This is a genomic window from Nocardia sp. NPDC050793 (assembly GCF_040654065.1).
Classification (GTDB): Bacteria; Actinomycetota; Actinomycetes; order Mycobacteriales; family Mycobacteriaceae; genus Nocardia.
Genome location: NZ_JBFAHG010000001.1, coordinates 391,775 through 408,405, shown reverse-complemented (window position 1 = coordinate 408,405; position 16,631 = coordinate 391,775). Strand labels below are relative to the sequence as shown.

The window sequence follows — 16,631 nt, the reverse complement described above, 5'->3', positions numbered from 1 at the left end:
CGACAACCGAATCGAGGGCGAACCGTACAGTGGTCGTGGGTTCGTCGTTCGAAATCGTCGGCGGCCGTGGGAAGGCAGTGGGTATGAGTGAACAACCGGTCGATACGTTCGAGCTGTGGGACCGTGACGGCGACGGGCTCGTCTCCGTGCAGGACATCACCGATGGCATCCGCGCGCTCGGGCTGGAGGTCGATTCCGACGCCGTCGAGCGGCTGGTCGCCGCGGCCGACACCAACGGCGACTTCCTCGTCTCCAAGGCCGAATTCGACGCCGCCCTGGTGACCGGACGCCTGGAGGTGACCGACGCCGACGCCGCCTTCCGCGTCTTCGACACCAACGGCGACGGGCGCATCTCGGTCGAGGAACTCGAATCCCTGATCCGGCACGTCGGCGAGGGCCGCATCGACGTCCCCGCCGCCGACCTGCTCGCGGCCGCCGACCGAGATGCCGACGGCTACCTCTCACCAGCCGAATTCCGCGCTCTGCTGGACGAACTCGCGCGGTGATCCCGTCCGGCTCGGTCCCGGAACCCTGAAACCACTCGTCACCCGCCGAACAGGCCCCTGACCAGTCCGGCCGCCTCGGCCGCCAGCCCCGGCGGATTGGTCGCGATGAACATCGAGTCGGCCGCGAGATTGCCGAGCACATGCCAGCTGGGATCGGTTGTTCCGCCGACCAGCAGGCGGCGGGTGCCCGGTTCGGCGCGCAGGCCGCCTGCCGGATGCGATTCGGCGGCTCCCGCGGCGAGTAGCGCGCCGATCAGCGGCTGGGTTTCCGGGGGCGTGGTGTAGGCGGGCGGGTTGACCGCGTTGAACACGGTGTCCGCGGACCAGTTTTGCGCGTCGTGCACGGTGAACCCGCCGCCGGAGCACGCCTCGATCTTGGTGACGCCCGCGCGCAACCGCAGCTGTCCGGAGTCGAGCAGGCGTAGCACGATGCGCGCGTTGTGCGGGACCATCGGCGAGCTGAGACTGTTGATGATGCGGAAATAGCCGGTGCGCAACATCTCTCGATCCCGCTCGGCCAGCAGCGGCCACGCGGTCGGGCCGACGGTGCGGATGACCATGGCCAGCAGGCGGCGTCCGTGGTGCCGTGCGTCGACAGCGTCGAGTTGGCGGCGCAGGCGGGCCACCGGATCCTCGGAGCCGGTGATCTCGGCGGCCAGGGTGTCGAAATCCTGCCCCAGCTCGCTGAGTTCGGTGCGCATGAGCGAAATCAGGTGGGCGAAGGGGAGATCGCCGTGCTCGGCCGCCTTGTCCCGCGCCGCCGCGGGCGTCAGGTGCAGCGGGTCCAGGCGGGCAGGACGCTGCTGGACGAAGGGGAGCTGACCGCTGCGCGAGAGCAGCGTGATCGGCCCGGTGTGCCCGTTCGCCGCCAGGGTGACGGCGATGTCCACCGCGGTCAGACCACTGCCGATGACGGCGACGTGGTGGTGCGACGGGAGTCCGGCCGCGGTACGGGCGAGGGGATAGGGCTCGTTGATGTAACCGGGTGCGCCGGTGAGCCCGTAGTGATCGCGTGGTCCACCGCTGCCGACCGCAAGGACGGCCCGGTCCACCGGGACGTGATCGCCACTCGCAGTGTGCAGTACGGCTCGCCCATTGCGGGAGAACCCGGTGACGGCCGAACGCACCACGCGGACCGGGCAGCCCGCGCGACCCAGTCGTGCGATCGCGTCGCGCGCGGTGTCTTCGAGGTATTCGCCGTAGACCGCGCGTGGGACGAGCGGCTGCCCGAGCCCTTCGTCGAGGTAGCCGGCTACTTCGCGATCCGCCAGCCAGCGCTGGTAGTGCCCGGGATCGCCCGCGCGTATCGACATGATCGGCGGCGGTGCGTTCACCCGCACCGCGTCGAGGTCGGGCTGGTACGGGCGGCCCCGCCACAGCGCGGGCGCGCCGCCGAACACGGTGACGCCGCTCGGCTTGTCGTCCGCGAGGGCAAGCGCGTCGAGCAGCGCGACGGCGGCCGCGCCCGCTCCGATGATTCCGATGTGCATGGGGCTCCTTCGGTTTCGTGTGTGCGGCACCCAGCGTCGCGGGGTTCGACGATGAGGAACATCCCGCGATCGAGGGGTTCGGAAGCACTAGGGCGCGGCGACCACCGCACCGGAATTTCGTCGCGCGCCTGGTGCTTACCCCTCGTATGTGGGATGGCGAGCGCGCGACAAACGGCCGAGGATGACAGGCATGACCCCAACGACCACGCTCGACGCCCTGCTCGCGAGCATCGCCGGCGCGCCCGACGCACACGCGCTGTTCGCCGACGCGTCGGCCCGCCTGCGGCGGATCGCGCCGTTCGACGCCGCAGTGTGGGTGGCCACCGATCCGGTCAACGGGCTCACCACGGCCCCGGTGCGGGTCGAGAACCTGCATGAGGGCGGCTGCGGAACGTACTGGGAGTCGGAGCTTTTCGCCGAACACGTGAATCTGTTCCGCGATCTGGCGCTGGCGAAGGTACCGGTGGCCGGGCTACGCGAGGTGACGGGGGACCGGCCGACGTTGAGCCCGCTGTACCGCAGCTTCATGCGCCCGCGCGGGTTCGACGACGAGTTGCGCGCGGTGTTCCGAGTGGACGGCCAGCCGTGGGGACAGCTGAGCCTGTTCCGCGAGCGGGGCAGGCCGCCGTTCCGCGCCGAGGACATCACCCTCGTCCAAGCCCTCTGCACGCCGATGGCGCAGCGCTTGCGCGCCTTCGCGCTGCCGGGCGCGACGCCGTCGTCCGCGCTCGCCGCCGCCCCAGGCCTGCTGCTGTTCGGTGCGAGCGGCGAGCTGCTGTCCCTCAACGACGAGGCGCGCGAGCTGCTGGCCGAGATGCCGCCCGGTCCCGCCACGACGACCCCGCTCGGCATCGATCTGCCGCTGCCGGTCTGGATCCTCAGCACGGCGGGGCGGGCCCGGCTCACCGGAGCGGCCTCGCGGATCCGGGTGCGCAGCACCGCCGGTCGCTGGTTGGTGTGCCACGCGACCTGCCTGCGTGACGCCGAAGGGCGCACGGGCACAACGGCTCTGGTGATCGAGCCGGCCAAGCCTGCGGAGGTGGCCGAGCTGATCGTCGCCGCCTACGAACTCACCCCGAGGGAACTCGAGGTGACCGAACTCGTCGCCCGCGGCCTGCCCACCGCCGACATCGCCGCGCGGCTGTTCCTCTCCCCGCACACGGTCCGTGACCACCTGAAGTCGATCTTCGACAAGGTCGGCGTCACCAGCCGCGGCGAGCTGGTCGCCAAACTCTTCACCGAACACCGCGACCCCCTCACGGCCGCCGCAACCGTCCGCGTCTTGGATGCGGCGAGCTAGATAGGCGACGCGGACGTCGGCCCGGGTCGTACGGCACGGTCCGGTCACAGTCGCGACGCACCGTCATAACACCCTGTACACCCTGGTTGACCTGCGTTAACGCCCTTTCTCACCGGTCGATACGTCGGTAACAGTGGCTGGATCCGGAGGCTAGGGCGATGCGGGCGGTGGGAATCGTAGGGGTGGTGTGCGCGGTGTTCGCGCTCGTGGCGGGGTGCGGCCGGGACGCCGAGAACGCGGATCGTCCGGCGGCGAGCGCCACGGTGAGCGTGGGCGCGACCACCGCGGGCCGCACGCCCGAGATCGCCGAGGCGCCCGCCGCCCCCAACTCCCCGCGACCGCGCCCCGCGCCGCCGTCGCCCGCGCCCACACCGCAACCGCCCGCCTCACCTGTGCTCGGCACCGCCATCATCGAGACCGTCACGCTCGGCGGCGTCGCGGTACCCAACGTTCCGGTCAGCGTGCACCGGATGCGGCCGTGCGATACGGCCCAGCGCGATATTCCGTTGGGCGCCACCGAGATCGCGCGCTGGGACGCGGTGACCGGTGACGACGGGCGGGCCGCCTTCGTGGTTCCGGTCGGCTGTTTCCGATTCCGGATGGATCCGCCGCCCGGCACCGACCCGGTGCCCGAGGGCATGCACACGCTGTTCGTCACCGAATCCGGTCAGGTGGCGACCGGCACGCTGCGCTTCAACGATCCGGCGCCCTGACGTGGTCCTCGCAGAGCTTTCACACACCTCGCAGCGGGTGCCACCTCTGCGAGGCGTCGAAATGGCTTGCGAGGCAGTAGGTCAGGTCGTGAGCCAGATGGCCTCGGCGGCGGGGCGGCCGAGGTCGGTGGTGGCGCTGCCGTCGCCGATGCGGACGGCGATGGTGCCCGCGAAGTCGCGGCGTTCGACAACGGCGATGGTGGTGTCCAGCGCGATGCCGACGGAGTCGAAGTAGCGCAGCATGTCCGGGTCGGAATCGGAGATGCGGGCGACCCGGCCGGACTGGCCCGCCTGGAAGTCGCTGAGCTGGCGCGCGGGCGGCGTCGGCACCGCGCCGTCCACCGAAGGGATGGGGTCGCCGTGCGGGTCGCGGTCCGGGTAGCCGAGTTTCGCGTCGATGCGGGCCATGAGCAGTTCGGAGACGGCGTGCTCGAGCACCTCGGCCTCGTCGTGCACCTCGTCCCAGCCGTAGCCGAGCTCGTTGACCAGGAACGTTTCGATCAGCCGGTGCCTGCGCACCATAGCGACCGCGGCGCGGCGACCGTGCTCGGTGAGCGTGATCGAGCCGTACCTGGCGTGCTCGACCAAGCCCTGGTCGGCGAGTTTGCGCACGGCCTCGGAGACAGTGGAGGCCGAGACGCCGATGCGCTCGGCCAGCAGCTTGGTCGACACCTTCTCCTGTGACCACTCCTGTGCGGTCCAGATGACCTTCAGGTAGTCCTGGGCGACCGACGTCAGCTCCGGCGCCAGGGTCGCGGTGCTGCCGCTCGGCTCGCCCGGCGCGGTGCTGTCGGTCAGCTCGCGGCGGGTGGCGATGTCTCGTTTACCAGGCACATACCCGAGCTTATGCACATCGGTCCCGATTCACACAGTCGGACACCGGGATGCGGCGAACTCGTTCACCGCTCGTGTTCTCGCCGGTCGCGGCCATGTCGCCCGCCTGCAAGGTGCAGAACGGAACCGCAGGTCGACGTGTGCCGGAACGAGCGCTGCCATCTGGTGCGGCACGACCGAGAAAGCCGATGGCCGGGTCAGGACCGGGTCGGTTGCATCAGCGATTCCGGCGGTGATCTGCGCGCCGAATCCTGATCCGAGCGCCCGCTCGATGTTCAGGCCGGCCGGGTGCCGTCCAGGAAGTAGACGACCTCCCACAGGTGCCCGTCCGGGTCGGCGAAATAACCGGCGTAGATGCCCAGGGGGCATTTCGAGCGGGTCGCCCGCAACCGGGTTCGGCCGGGCGGTGGTGCGCACTGCCATTCGATCGCACGCCGGGCCGGGAAGTCTTGAAGGAATCGGACATGTCCGCGTGACGGGGCGGCAAGCGTTCTGTGACATCTGGTACGCCCGAATACTGTTCGCACCCCGACTTGCGTAGGCTGCGAACGTGCAGAGATGGCGATCCCTCGACGAGGTGCCTGCGGACTGGGGACGGTGCGTGCTCACGATCGGTGTGTTCGACGGAGTGCACCGCGGCCACGCGCAATTGATCAGCCGGGCCGTGAAGTCCGCGGCCGCGCGCGGCGTCCCCGCGGTACTGATGACCTTCGACCCGCACCCCATGGAGGTGGTGCGGCCCGGCTCGCACCCCGCGCAGCTGACCACGCTGACGCGTCGGGCGGAACTGGTCGAGGAACTGGGCGTCGACGTGTTCTGCGTGATGCCGTTCACCCAGGAATTCATGAAACTCACTCCCGGTCGCTACGTGCACGATCTGCTGGTCGAGCGGCTGCACGTGACGGAGGTCGTGGTCGGCGACAACTTCACCTTCGGCAAGAAGGCCGCGGGCACCGTCGAGACCATGCGCGAACTCGGCGAGCGCTTCGGCTTCGAGGTCGACGGCGTGAAGCTGCTCGGCGAGCACGCGGTGACCTTCTCCTCCACCTATATCCGCGCCTGCGTGGACGCGGGCGACATGGCCGCGGCCGCCGAGGCGCTCGGCCGCCCGCACCGCGTCGAGGGCGTGGTCGTGCACGGCGACGGACGTGGACGCGAACTGGGCTTCCCCACCGCCAACGTGGCGCCGCCCATGCACGCGGCGATCCCGGCCGACGGCGTGTACGCGGGCTGGTTCACGGTGCTCGGCCCCGGTCCGACGATCGGCACCGTCACCCCCGGCGAGCGGGCGATGGCCGCCATCTCGGTCGGCACCAACCCCACGTTCTCCGGCCGTGCCCGCACCGTCGAGGCGTACGTCATCGACGGCGATGCCGACCTCTACGGCCAGCACGTCGCGGTCGACTTCGTCGAGCACCTGCGCGGCATGCGCAAGTTCGACACCATGCACGACCTCATCGAGGCGATGGGCCGCGACGTCGAGAACTCCCGCAAGGTGCTCGCCGCCGCCGACGCGGGAGCCCGGTCGGGCAGCGAGTCCTGAGTTCGGCCGGACACCGAGTCAGGTCCGAAACGGGGCTCGGTCCGGCGTCGAGCCCGAAAGCTGCTTTCCCGGCGGAGCGCGGGTTCTGAGTGCGGGTCGGACGCGGCGTCCTGATCTCGGTCGGATCCTGTGCCTCGCGCTCAGCCGGGCGCGGTGTCCCCAGGACCGCCGGGCGCGGCGTCCTCGTCCTCGCTCGGCACCGTCCAGCGGTAGATCTGACCGTCGCGCAGCTCGTAGGAGACGGGCGGCGCGCTGGTCGGATTCGCGGCGAGGTGGGCGAGCACCTTGGTGCGCCCGCGAATCGTGTCCGCCCCGTCGATCCACCGCAGGTACGGGTGCAGCAGGGGGCGCAGGGCCGCGTAGTCCTGGTGGGCCAGGGTGTCCAGCACGTCGCGTACGGCGGGATCCATGGCTCGATTGCAGCACGCCCATCCGGCGGCCGCACCGCGATTCGGTTCGCGCGATGTGCTCCGGTAAGGTGGATCCTCGGGTTTGCTGCGGTCCGCGGCGGCGCCCGACCGGGAAACCGGAACCCTCGAACGCGGAACTGAGAAACAGGAGTGGATGCCACGTGGCGCTGACCACCGAGCAGAAGACGGCGATTCTCGCCGAGTACGGCCTGCACGAGAAGGACACCGGTTCGCCGGAGGCGCAGATCGCGCTGCTGTCCAAGCGGATCGCCGACATCACCGAGCACCTGAAGAAGCACAAGCACGACCACCACACCCGCCACGGTCTGATGGCGCTGATCGGTCGTCGCAAGCGCCTCTCGAAGTACCTGCAGGACAAGGACATCGAGCGTTACCGCTCGCTGATCGAACGCTTGGGCCTGCGCAGGTGATCTCCCGCCGCGCCCACGGCGCGGCTTGATTCCCGGCTTCCGCGCCCCGCGATCGAACGATCGGGGGGCGCGGACGGCGAACGTCCCGGGACTCCAGCTCCCCAGATATCGTCGTGCTCCCCGCGCCCGCGGGGATGAGCCCGGACGTGCGACACGCTGCCTGCCAGAGGCGGTCGTCATATCGCCAACGGGGAGACGTACAATCTCCCCGTTGGCTATTTGTGTATGAGGGGTTGACCACTTCCCGTCGTACGACAACATGGACAGCCGTATGCACCCGTCGCGTGGCGTCGGTCTTCGGTAGTGGCCTCCCGGCGCAGCGGCCGGCGGGCTTCGATCGATGACCGCCTCCGCGTCGCCGTGTCCAAGGGGATTCGGCCGGGTGTGCGCGTCGCAGCCAGGAGGGTTGCCGCGCGTCCGTACCCGGGTACGGCTGACGACAGCCGGATCGCGCCCACTGTGCGCTCGAGCCGGCGAGACGAGAGGTTGAGAGAAGAGAATGTCCGAAACAACTGAACGCAAGTCCTCGGCCGTAGAGGTCGAGCCGGGTGTGTTCGAGTCCGTCGCGCTGATCGACAACGGCTCCTTCGGCACCCGCACCGTACGTTTCGAAACCGGTCGGCTGGCTCGCCAGGCCGCCGGTTCGGTCGTCGCCTACCTGGACGACGAGACCATGCTGCTGTCGGCGACCACCGCGAGCAAGGCGCCGAAGGATCAGTTCGACTTCTTCCCGCTGACGGTCGACGTCGAAGAGCGCATGTACGCCGCGGGCCGCATTCCCGGCTCGTTCTTCCGCCGCGAGGGCCGCCCGTCCACCGACGCCATCCTGACCTGCCGCCTGATCGACCGGCCGCTGCGTCCGTCGTTCGTCGACGGCCTGCGCAACGAGATCCAGGTCGTGGTCACCGTCATGAGCTTGGATCCGAACGACCTGTACGACGTGGTGGCGATCAACGCCGCGTCCGCGTCCACTCAGTTCGCGGGCCTGCCGTTCTCCGGCCCGGTCGGCGGCGTGCGCGTCGCCCTGATCGATGGCCAGTGGGTCGCGTTCCCGACCGTGGAGCAGCTCGAGGGCGCCGTGTTCGACATGGTGGTCGCGGGTCGTGTGGTCGAGTCCGGCGACGTCGCGATCATGATGGTCGAGGCCGAGGCCACCGACAAGGTCATCGAGCTGATCGAGGGCGGCGCGCAGGCGCCGACCGAGGCCGTGGTCGCCGAGGGCCTGGAGGCCGCCAAGCCGTTCATCGCCCGCCTGTGCCGCGCGCAGGCCGACCTCGCCGAGCTGGCCGCCAAGCCGACCGGCGAGTTCCCGCTGTTCCCGCCCTACGAGGCCGACGTGTTCGAGGCCGTGGAGGGCACCGCCAAGCGTGAGCTGAACGAAGCGCTGAGCATCGCCGACAAGCAGGAGCGCGAGGCGAAGATCGACGAGATCAAGCTCGACGTGCTCGCGCGCCTCGGCGACGACTTCGCGGGCCGTGAGAAGGAGCTGGGCGCCGCCTTCCGCTCGGTCACCAAGAAGCTGGTGCGTCAGCGCATCCTGACCGACGGATTCCGCATCGACGGCCGCGGCCTCGCCGACATCCGCGCGCTGTCCGCGGAGGTCGCCGTGGTGCCGCGGGCGCACGGTTCGGCGCTGTTCGAGCGCGGCGAGACCCAGATTCTCGGCGTCACCACGCTGGACATGGTCAAGATGGCGCAGCAGGTCGACTCGCTCGGCCCGGAGACCTCCAAGCGCTACATGCACCACTACAACTTCCCGCCGTTCTCCACCGGTGAGACCGGTCGCGTCGGTTCGCCGAAGCGTCGCGAGATCGGCCACGGCGCACTGGCCGAGCGGGCGCTGATCCCCGTGCTGCCCAGCCAGGAGGAGTTCCCGTACGCGATCCGTCAGGTCTCGGAGGCGTTGGGCTCCAACGGTTCCACCTCGATGGGCTCGGTGTGCGCGTCCACCCTGGCGCTGCTGAACGCCGGTGTGCCGCTGAAGGCTCCGGTCGCGGGCATCGCGATGGGTCTGGTCTCCGACACCGTCAAGAACGACAAGGGCGAAGACGAGGTCCGCTACGTCGCGCTGACCGACATCCTCGGTGCCGAGGACGCCTTCGGCGACATGGACTTCAAGGTCGCGGGCACCCGCGAGTTCGTCACCGCGCTGCAGCTGGACACCAAGCTGGACGGCATCCCCTCGCAGGTGCTGGCCGGTGCGCTGAGCCAGGCGCACGACGCCCGCACCACCATCCTGGACGTGATGGCCGAGGCCATCACCACCCCGGACGAGATGAGCCCGTACGCGCCGCGCGTCACCGCGATCAAGATCCCGGTCGACAAGATCGGCGAGGTGATCGGCCCCAAGGGCAAGGTCATCAACCAGATCACCGAGGACACCGGCGCCAACATCTCCATCGAGGACGACGGCACCGTGTTCGTCGGCGCGACCGACGGCCCGTCGGCGCAGGCCGCGATCGACGCGATCAACGCCATCGCCAACCCGCAGCTGCCGAAGGTCGGCGAGCGCTTCCTCGGCACGGTCGTCAAGACCACTGCCTTCGGCGCGTTCGTCTCGTTGCTGCCGGGTCGCGACGGTCTGGTGCACATCTCCAAGCTGGGCAACGGCAAGCGCGTCGCCAAGGTCGAGGACGTGGTGAACGTCGGCGACAAGCTGCGCGTGGAGATCGCCGACATCGACAACCGCGGCAAGATCTCGCTGATCCCGGTCGACGAGGGCGCCGAGGAGACCGGCGACTCGGATGCCGTAGACGCCGGAACCGAGTAGTACTTGTCGGTGTGACGAAGAAGAAGACGGCAACCCCCCTGCTCCCGACCGGGCAGGGGGGTTCGTCACTACAGCGGCGGGTGGACGAGGCACGGATGTCGGATACCGGGGTGCGGCGCACGGTGCTACCCGGGGGGCTGCGGGTGGTCACCGAGCACGTGCCGGGCGTCCGATCGGCCTCGATCGGCGTGTGGGTCGGCGTCGGCTCGCGCGACGAAGGGCGCACGGTGGCGGGCGCCGCGCACTTCCTGGAGCACTTGCTGTTCAAGGCGACTCCGTCCAGGAGCGCGCTGGACATCGCGCAGGCCATGGACGCCGTCGGCGGTGAGCTGAACGCTTTCACCGCCAAGGAGCAGACCTGCTACTACGCGCACGTCCTCGACGAGGACCTGTCGCTGGCGGTGGATCTCGTCTCCGACGTCGTGCTCAACGGCCTGTGCCGCGCGGTGGACGTGGACGTCGAGCGTCAGGTGGTGCTCGAGGAGATCGCGATGCGCGACGACGACCCGGAGGATCTGGTCGGCGACGCGTTCCTCACCGCGCTCTTCGGCGACCATCCGATCGGACGACCGGTGATCGGTTCCGTGCAGTCCATCGAGGCCATGCAGGCCGGTCAGCTGCGGAGCTTTCACGTGCGCAGGTACCGGCCGGACCGGATGGTCGTCGCGGTCGCGGGCAATGTGGAGCACGACCACACGGTGGAGCTGGTGCACCGCGCGTTCGAAAGCCGCCTCGATCCGGACGTCGAACCGGCGCCGCGCCGGGAGGGCCGGTTCCGTCCGCACGGCGTACCGGAATTGGAGCGGAGCTACCGCGACAGCGAACAGGCCCACCTCGCCTTCGGCGTCCGCGCCTTCGGCCGCCACGAGGGCGATCTCCGGTGGCCGCTCTCGGTACTCAACACCGTTGTCGGCGGCGGGCTGAGTTCTCGTCTGTTCCAACGGATCCGGGAAGAGCGTGGGCTGGCGTACTCGGTGTACTCCAGCGTGGACACCTTCGCCGACACCGGCGCGTTCTCGGTGTACATCGGCTGCCAGCCCGAAAATCTCGGCCAGGTGGCGGGTTTGGCGCGCGGCGTGCTGGAGGAGGTCGCCGAGCACGGCGTCACCGATGCCGAATGCGCTCGCGCGAAGGGCTCGCTGCGCGGCGGACTGGTACTGGGCCTGGAAGATTCGGCCTCACGGATGAACCGCATCGGTCGCAGCGAACTCAGCTACGGCAACCATCGGAGCGTCTCGGAGACGCTGGCGCGGATCGACGCGGTCACCACCGACGAAGTCACCGCCATCGCTCGCACGCTGCTCGCCCGGCCCTTCGGCGCTTCGGTCGCCGGACCGTACCGCCGCTCCCGCGACCTGCCCGCCGCGGTGCGCCGACTCGTCGACCACTGAGGCGGCGCGCACGTAAGTTGTTGCGCGCGGTGCTGTTCCCGCCCGCTGCCGGCGTGCGTCCATTGAGGCCGAACAGGTAGCGTGCGGGCGACGTATGTGGCGAGGGGGAGTCGATTGAGCACGGTATGGGAGGCGGTGCGGCGGGCGCGCGCCGCGCGGGATCTGGATCGGCTGCCGGAGGCGCGGCGCATCCTCGGTGACGCGCTGGCGGCGGATCCGTTCGATTCGCTGTTGCTCACCGAACTGGCCGATATCGATTACCGGCTGGGCGACCACGACGCGGCGCTGCGCGGCGCGCGGGCGGCGATCGCCGCCGATCCCAACCGCATCGATGCCTACCTGACGGCAGCCCTCGTCCTGCACCTGGACGACGAACGAGACGAGGCGCTGCGGCTCGTCCGCGCCGCGCTGCGGGTCGGCCCGAACAGCGTCAGCGCGCTGCTCACCCTCGCCCAGATCATCGCGGGCGGTCCGAAGACGGACGAGCTGCGAGCAGAGGCCCGTGCCGCGCTGCACAGCGCGTGCGAATACGCGCCGCTGGACGCCGACGTCCTCGCCCATGCCGCCGAAAGTTACCGGAAGCTGGCCGATTCGGCCGAGGCGCGCCGCCTCGTGGAGCGCGGACTCGCCCAGAATCCGCTGCATGTCGAACTGCTGGAACTGCGTGCCCGGCTGGAGTTCGAAGACTTCTCCACCCGCGACAAGGCGGTGGCGACACTGCGCGGACTGCTCGGCGCCAGCCCGGACCACGCGCCCGCGCGGCGGCTGCTCGCCGAGATCATGTGGCGGGCGCTGCTGCGTCTGGCGGCGTGGGTGTGGTTCTTCGCGGTCGCGGTCGCCGCGCTGTCGATGTGGGTCGGTCCCGGTGTGCTGCGGGTCGTGACCCCGGTGCTGTTCGTCGTCGTGCTCGGCGCGTGGATTCGAGTGTTCCGCTCCCTGCGCGGACAGCTGCCGCCGCGCTATCTGCGCAAGCGGCTGCTGCGCCGCCCCGAAGCGCTGCTCGGACTGTGCGGTCTGGTGTTCGCGAGCCTGATCGCCGACCTCGGCGCGGTGGTCTTGCGTAGTTCGCTGGTCGGCGTGGGCTACGCGCTGCTGATCGTCGGGGTGTTCGGCGCGAGCCTGGCGCACCTGCTGCTCTTCGCGGCGTGGTTGCGCCGCTTCGGTGACGAGACCGACCGCGACGCCGCCGAGAGCTACGCCCTGCTGAGCGTTACCGCCCTGGTGTGTTTCGGATTCGTGGTGCTCGGCGTGCTCGGCGCACTGCGCTCGTGGTCGCGGGCGCCGGAAGCGTTCCCGGTGCTCGCGGCGCTGCTCGGCGTCGTGGTGGTGACATTGCTGCTGGAACTGCTGCTCGTCTTCGCGGTGGGGCCGAGGTACTGGCGGCGGCCGGTCGTCTACTGCGCCGTGCTGCTGGCGCTGCTCGCTCTTGCGGTGCTCGGGACGCGGTGGAGCTTTCTGCGGATGGCGGCCGAGACGTTCACCGGGCCGTCCTGAATTACCGGGTGAAGCCGGCCGTCGCGTCGTCGTGCGCTCGGTTGGCGGCGGCGACGACCACGTCGAGGAGTCCCGGGAGCGCGGAGTCGAGGTCGTCGGTGCGTAGCTGCTGACAAGTCTGTCCATCGATGACGAGGCGTTCGATGACGCCCGCCTCGCGCAGGATCTTGAAGTGGTGGGTGGCGGTCGATTTGTTGATCATGTCGTAGAGCTCGCAACAGCGCACGGCGGTCCCCGCGTTGCGCAGGCGGCGCACCATCTCCAGGCGCACCGGATCCTGAAGGGCGCCCAGCACGGCGGGCAGCTGTGCGATGGGCGGAGCGGCTTCGCTGGCGTCGGTCATGATCTACCTCACTCGGGGGTTTGATGATCATCGAACCGGGTTGTATGGTCGATGGAGTTCGATCAATATCAAACTTACCTGATGGGGTTATAGATGGCAGCGATGGCAGTGGCCGCCGACGAACGGACCACGCAACGCTGGGCCTACCCGCTGGTGCTGGTCGCCAGCGGTGTTGCGCTCGGCGTGTCGGGCGCGCCCGCGCCGCTGTACGGCATCTATGAAACGCAGTGGCACCTCTCGCCGCTCACCACCACCATCGTCTTCGCGGTATACGCCGTCGCCGCGCTCGGCGCGGTCCTGGTGTCCGGCCGCATCTCGGACGTGGTCGGCCGAAAGCCAGTGCTGCTCGGCGCATTCGCCACCATGATCGCGGGGCTGGTGGTGTTCGTGCTGGCCGACTCCGTCCCGATGCTGTTGCTGGCCAGGGCATTGCACGGCATGGCCGTCGGCTCCACCGTGGTGGCTGGCGCCGCCGCGTTGCTCGACCTGCGCCCGCACCGCGGCGCGCGCTCCGGACAGCTGAGTGGCGTCGCCTTCAATGTCGGTATGGCCGTGGCCATTCTGGGTTCGGCGCTGCTCGCGCAGTACGCGCCGCATCCCTTGCGCACGCCTTACGTCGTCATCACGGTGGTCTGCTTGGCGATCGCCGTTGGCGTGCTCGGGCTGCGCGAACCGCACAGCGCCCGGCAGGCGGGACGGATCCGCATCGCCAAACCTGCCGTACCGCAAGAGATCCGGGCGGACTTCTGGTTCTCGGCGATCGGCGTGATGGCCGCATGGTCGGTGCTCGGCGTGCTGCTCTCGCTGTATCCGTCGCTGGCCGCGCAGCAGACCGGCATCCACAACCTGGTCTTCGGTGGCGCGGTCGTCGCCTCGACGGCCATGTCCGGCGCCACCACACAGCTGTTCGCGACCGGCATCCCGGCGCGCAGGGCCGCCGTCCTCGGCGACACCGGCATGGCGCTGGCCCTGCTGCTCACGGTGCCCGCCCTCGCCACCCACAACTGGGTCGCGGTGCTCGGCGCAGGCGTAGCACTCGGCGCCACCTTCGGCCTCGGCTTCGGCGGGTCGCTGCGCCACCTGTCGAATGTCGTCCCGCACCACAAGCGCGGGGAGACGATGTCGGCGTACTACCTGCTCGCGTATTCGGCGATGGCGCTGCCGACGATCCTGGCCGGCTGGGCGGCGACAACCTGGGGGCTGGACACCGTGTTCCCGTGGTTCGTCGGGGTGGTGGCGGTGGCTTGCCTTGCGGCGGCCGGGTTGGGAATCCGGGGGAGTCAGGCGGAGGTGGCTGAGGCAGTGGGGGTTTCGGACTAGCGCTGCCGCCTGGCACGTCGAGGTGAGAAGACCTGGTGAGCGATGGCTCCCGAGTCACTCGTCCGCAGCGGTCTCGTGCACGGTCAACCAGCGATAGCCGGAGCTCGAATCCTCCGTCGCGCACAACACGGCTGACACCCAGCGCGAAGACGAGCCGCCATCCGAGAGGTGGCGCTCCAAGAACCGCACCACCACGAGCACACCGTCGCGGGCCAGCTCCGTCACCTCGGACACCTCTATCCGCAAGCCGGGCTCCGTATTCCGCGCTTCCCGCAACCCGGCCAGCAACTCGTCGCGGCCGAGCACCGCACCGGAGATGGCCACCATCGAGAACCGCTCGTGTTGCCCCTCGGCGAACCGCTCGAAGACCTCGGGCGATGCGGCCGATCCCAGCCAAGCGGCGAGGTCGGCGTGCAGCGATTCGACCACACTCACGATGTCCTTCTCATTTCCGGTCATTCCCCAATCATGCCTCGCAGCGTTTTCGCGCGCCGCGCGGCAACTACACACGTAGCGAGGCTCTGCGAGGACTGAGTCGGCGCTCGGTAGTGGGAGCGCGGCGATCGGGTTACCATGCAGCTCATGCGATGGTGGGGGAGGTTGGGACGCCGAATGCACCGTGCGGCGTTGTTGCTAGCGGTGTTCGGTGCGGTGATCGGTGGACTTGCCGTCGCCGGGGTGACCTGGTGGTTGTTGTGGTGGGGGCTCGGCGCGAAGGCGGAGACGCCGAACCAGGTGGAGCTCACCAAGATTGCGTTGTCGGTGTCGGCGGGTGTCGGCGGTGCGGTGGCGTTGGTCGTGGCATACCGGCGGCAGCGCGACCTGGAGCGCGGCCGGTTCGCGGAGCTGTTCGGGGCGGCGGCGCGACAGCTGGGCGATGCGGATCCCGCCGTGCGGCTGGCCGGCGTCTACGCGATGGCCGGTGTGGCGGACGAGTTCTCGGCTCCCGTGCGGCGTCAGCAGTGCATCGACGTGCTGTGCGGATACCTGCGTCTGCCCTACGAACCGGACGACGGAGGCAACCACCTGATCTCGCGCGCCGAGACCGCGCAGGAATCGGGCCGCGAGGTCGAGCGCGTGTATCGGATACGGCACAACGATCGCGAAGTGCGCGCCACCATCGTGCGCGTGATCGCCGAACACCTGCGGCCGTACACCGAAGCGTCCTGGTCGCGTTGTGATTTCGATTTCACCGGCGCGGTGCTGGAGAACGCGGACTTCGAGGCGACCGAATTCGGCGGGCGCTGGACCACTTTCGCCAGAGCCAGGTTCATCGGCGACCGTTTCACCGACTTCAACCGTGCCCGTTTCACCGGCCACCACGTGACGTTTCGCGACGCCACCTTCACCGTGCCGATCGTGAACTTCGAGAACGCCGAATTCCGCACCGAGCGGGCAACTTTCGACGGCGCGACCTTCGAGAGTCCGCGGACCTGCTTCGATGACGCGACCTTCGCAGGCGCTCGCACCGGGTTCGTCGGCGCGCGATTCCTCGGTGCGCGAACATCGTGGCGGGCGGCCCTATTTCAAGCCGAGCTGACCTCCTTCGCGCAGGCGACCTTGGACGGCGAGCAGGCCAGCTTCGAGCGGGCCGTCTTCTCCGGTCAGCGCGTCGCGTTCACCGCGGCGCAGCTCTACGCCACGGCAGTCACGTTCGAGGAAGCCGAACTCGGCGCCGCCCAGCGCCTGCGCCGCCGCGTCACCCGCGAAATCGACTTCGTCGGAGCCGAATTCCATGGCGCGGTGAGCTTCGCCCGCAGCACCATCGCCGGGCGCACCGCCGACTTTCGCGAGGGCGATTTCTTCGGCGAGATCTCCTTCGTCGCCACCCGGTTCACCGCCGGGGAAACGCATTTCGATCGCCCGAAGGCATGGGTCGGCGTGCGCTTCGACTGGGACGACAACCCCACCGGCAAACCCGCTTCGGTCCAGCCGAATCCGTGGCCGCCCGTCCCGGAAGCCGCGCCCACGGCGAGCGCCTAGAACTCAGCGCGGCGGGCGTCACCCGAAATGGATGCCGCCCGCTCGTGCGTTACTCGCACCTCCGCCTTCACCCGGCCCTGCACCGGAATCCGGCTTACCGCGC

The 16,631-nt window shown here is 69.6% G+C and carries 15 protein-coding genes; 10 read left to right on the top strand and 5 right to left on the bottom strand.

Annotation, left to right across the window (positions count from 1 at the left end):
• Positions 1-83: 83 nt before the first annotated feature.
• Positions 84-506, top strand: coding sequence for an EF-hand domain-containing protein (locus AB0H50_RS01805; RefSeq protein ID WP_357445139.1), 423 nt, complete (start codon positions 84-86; stop codon positions 504-506).
• Positions 507-544: 38 nt separating this feature from the next.
• Here the strand turns inward: AB0H50_RS01805 and AB0H50_RS01800 are convergent, their stop codons facing one another.
• A complete protein-coding gene (locus AB0H50_RS01800; RefSeq protein ID WP_357445136.1) occupies positions 545-1,996 on the bottom strand; it encodes an FAD/NAD(P)-binding protein in 1,452 nt (483 codons plus the stop codon).
• 190 nt (positions 1,997-2,186) lie between these two features.
• Here AB0H50_RS01800 and AB0H50_RS01795 point away from each other — a divergent pair, with 190 nt between their 5' ends.
• Together AB0H50_RS01795 and AB0H50_RS01790 are read left to right on the top strand one after the other, a co-directional pair.
• A complete protein-coding gene (locus tag AB0H50_RS01795) occupies positions 2,187-3,296 on the top strand; it encodes a LuxR C-terminal-related transcriptional regulator (protein ID WP_357445133.1) in 1,110 nt (369 codons plus the stop codon).
• A 158-nt stretch (positions 3,297-3,454) separates the two neighbouring features.
• The gene (locus AB0H50_RS01790; protein WP_357445130.1) at positions 3,455-4,009 is read left to right on the top strand and encodes a hypothetical protein; all 555 of its coding nucleotides are present in this window, start codon (positions 3,455-3,457) and stop codon (positions 4,007-4,009) included.
• A gap of 81 nt (positions 4,010-4,090) precedes the next feature.
• On the opposite strand, the gene AB0H50_RS01785 is transcribed toward AB0H50_RS01790, so the two are convergent.
• A complete protein-coding gene (locus AB0H50_RS01785; protein ID WP_357447190.1) occupies positions 4,091-4,759 on the bottom strand; it encodes a metal-dependent transcriptional regulator in 669 nt (222 codons plus the stop codon).
• A gap of 634 nt (positions 4,760-5,393) precedes the next feature.
• Between AB0H50_RS01785 and AB0H50_RS01780 the strand changes: the two genes are divergently transcribed.
• Positions 5,394-6,386 carry a bifunctional riboflavin kinase/FAD synthetase gene (locus AB0H50_RS01780; protein ID WP_357445127.1) on the top strand — a complete coding sequence of 331 codons (993 nt, stop codon included), beginning with the start codon at positions 5,394-5,396 and terminating at the stop codon, positions 6,384-6,386.
• Positions 6,387-6,526: 140 nt separating this feature from the next.
• Here AB0H50_RS01780 and AB0H50_RS01775 read toward each other — a convergent pair whose 3' ends face one another.
• Entirely contained in the window at positions 6,527-6,796 is a 270-nt protein-coding gene (locus AB0H50_RS01775) for a nuclear transport factor 2 family protein (RefSeq protein WP_357445125.1), read from the bottom strand.
• A gap of 161 nt (positions 6,797-6,957) precedes the next feature.
• Here AB0H50_RS01775 and rpsO point away from each other — a divergent pair, with 161 nt between their 5' ends.
• From rpsO to AB0H50_RS01755, 4 genes are all read left to right on the top strand, one after another.
• Positions 6,958-7,227, top strand: a complete 270-nt coding sequence (gene rpsO / locus AB0H50_RS01770) for a 30S ribosomal protein S15 (RefSeq protein ID WP_357445122.1) — start codon at positions 6,958-6,960, stop codon at positions 7,225-7,227.
• A 499-nt stretch (positions 7,228-7,726) separates the two neighbouring features.
• The gene (locus AB0H50_RS01765; protein ID WP_357445119.1) at positions 7,727-9,997 is read left to right on the top strand and encodes a polyribonucleotide nucleotidyltransferase; all 2,271 of its coding nucleotides are present in this window, start codon (positions 7,727-7,729) and stop codon (positions 9,995-9,997) included.
• A 95-nt stretch (positions 9,998-10,092) separates the two neighbouring features.
• Positions 10,093-11,388: a pitrilysin family protein gene (locus AB0H50_RS01760; RefSeq protein ID WP_357445116.1), complete on the top strand. Its 1,296-nt coding sequence runs from the start codon at positions 10,093-10,095 to the stop codon at positions 11,386-11,388.
• A gap of 114 nt (positions 11,389-11,502) precedes the next feature.
• Positions 11,503-12,882 (top strand): hypothetical protein, encoded by a 1,380-nt coding sequence (locus tag AB0H50_RS01755; RefSeq protein WP_357445113.1) that lies wholly within the window; start codon positions 11,503-11,505, stop codon positions 12,880-12,882.
• 1 nt (position 12,883) lies between these two features.
• On the opposite strand, the gene AB0H50_RS01750 is transcribed toward AB0H50_RS01755, so the two are convergent.
• Entirely contained in the window at positions 12,884-13,225 is a 342-nt protein-coding gene (locus AB0H50_RS01750) for an ArsR family transcriptional regulator (RefSeq protein WP_357445110.1), read from the bottom strand.
• A gap of 102 nt (positions 13,226-13,327) precedes the next feature.
• Here AB0H50_RS01750 and AB0H50_RS01745 point away from each other — a divergent pair, with 102 nt between their 5' ends.
• Positions 13,328-14,545, top strand: a complete 1,218-nt coding sequence (locus AB0H50_RS01745) for an MFS transporter (protein WP_357447187.1) — start codon at positions 13,328-13,330, stop codon at positions 14,543-14,545.
• 54 nt (positions 14,546-14,599) lie between these two features.
• Here the strand turns inward: AB0H50_RS01745 and AB0H50_RS01740 are convergent, their stop codons facing one another.
• Complete coding sequence (locus AB0H50_RS01740; RefSeq protein ID WP_357445107.1) at positions 14,600-15,004, bottom strand: hypothetical protein; 405 nt, start codon at positions 15,002-15,004, stop codon at positions 14,600-14,602.
• A gap of 123 nt (positions 15,005-15,127) precedes the next feature.
• On the opposite strand from AB0H50_RS01740, the gene AB0H50_RS01735 reads away from it, so the two are divergent.
• Positions 15,128-16,528 (top strand): pentapeptide repeat-containing protein, encoded by a 1,401-nt coding sequence (locus AB0H50_RS01735; protein WP_357445104.1) that lies wholly within the window; start codon positions 15,128-15,130, stop codon positions 16,526-16,528.
• Positions 16,529-16,631: the final 103 nt, after the last annotated feature.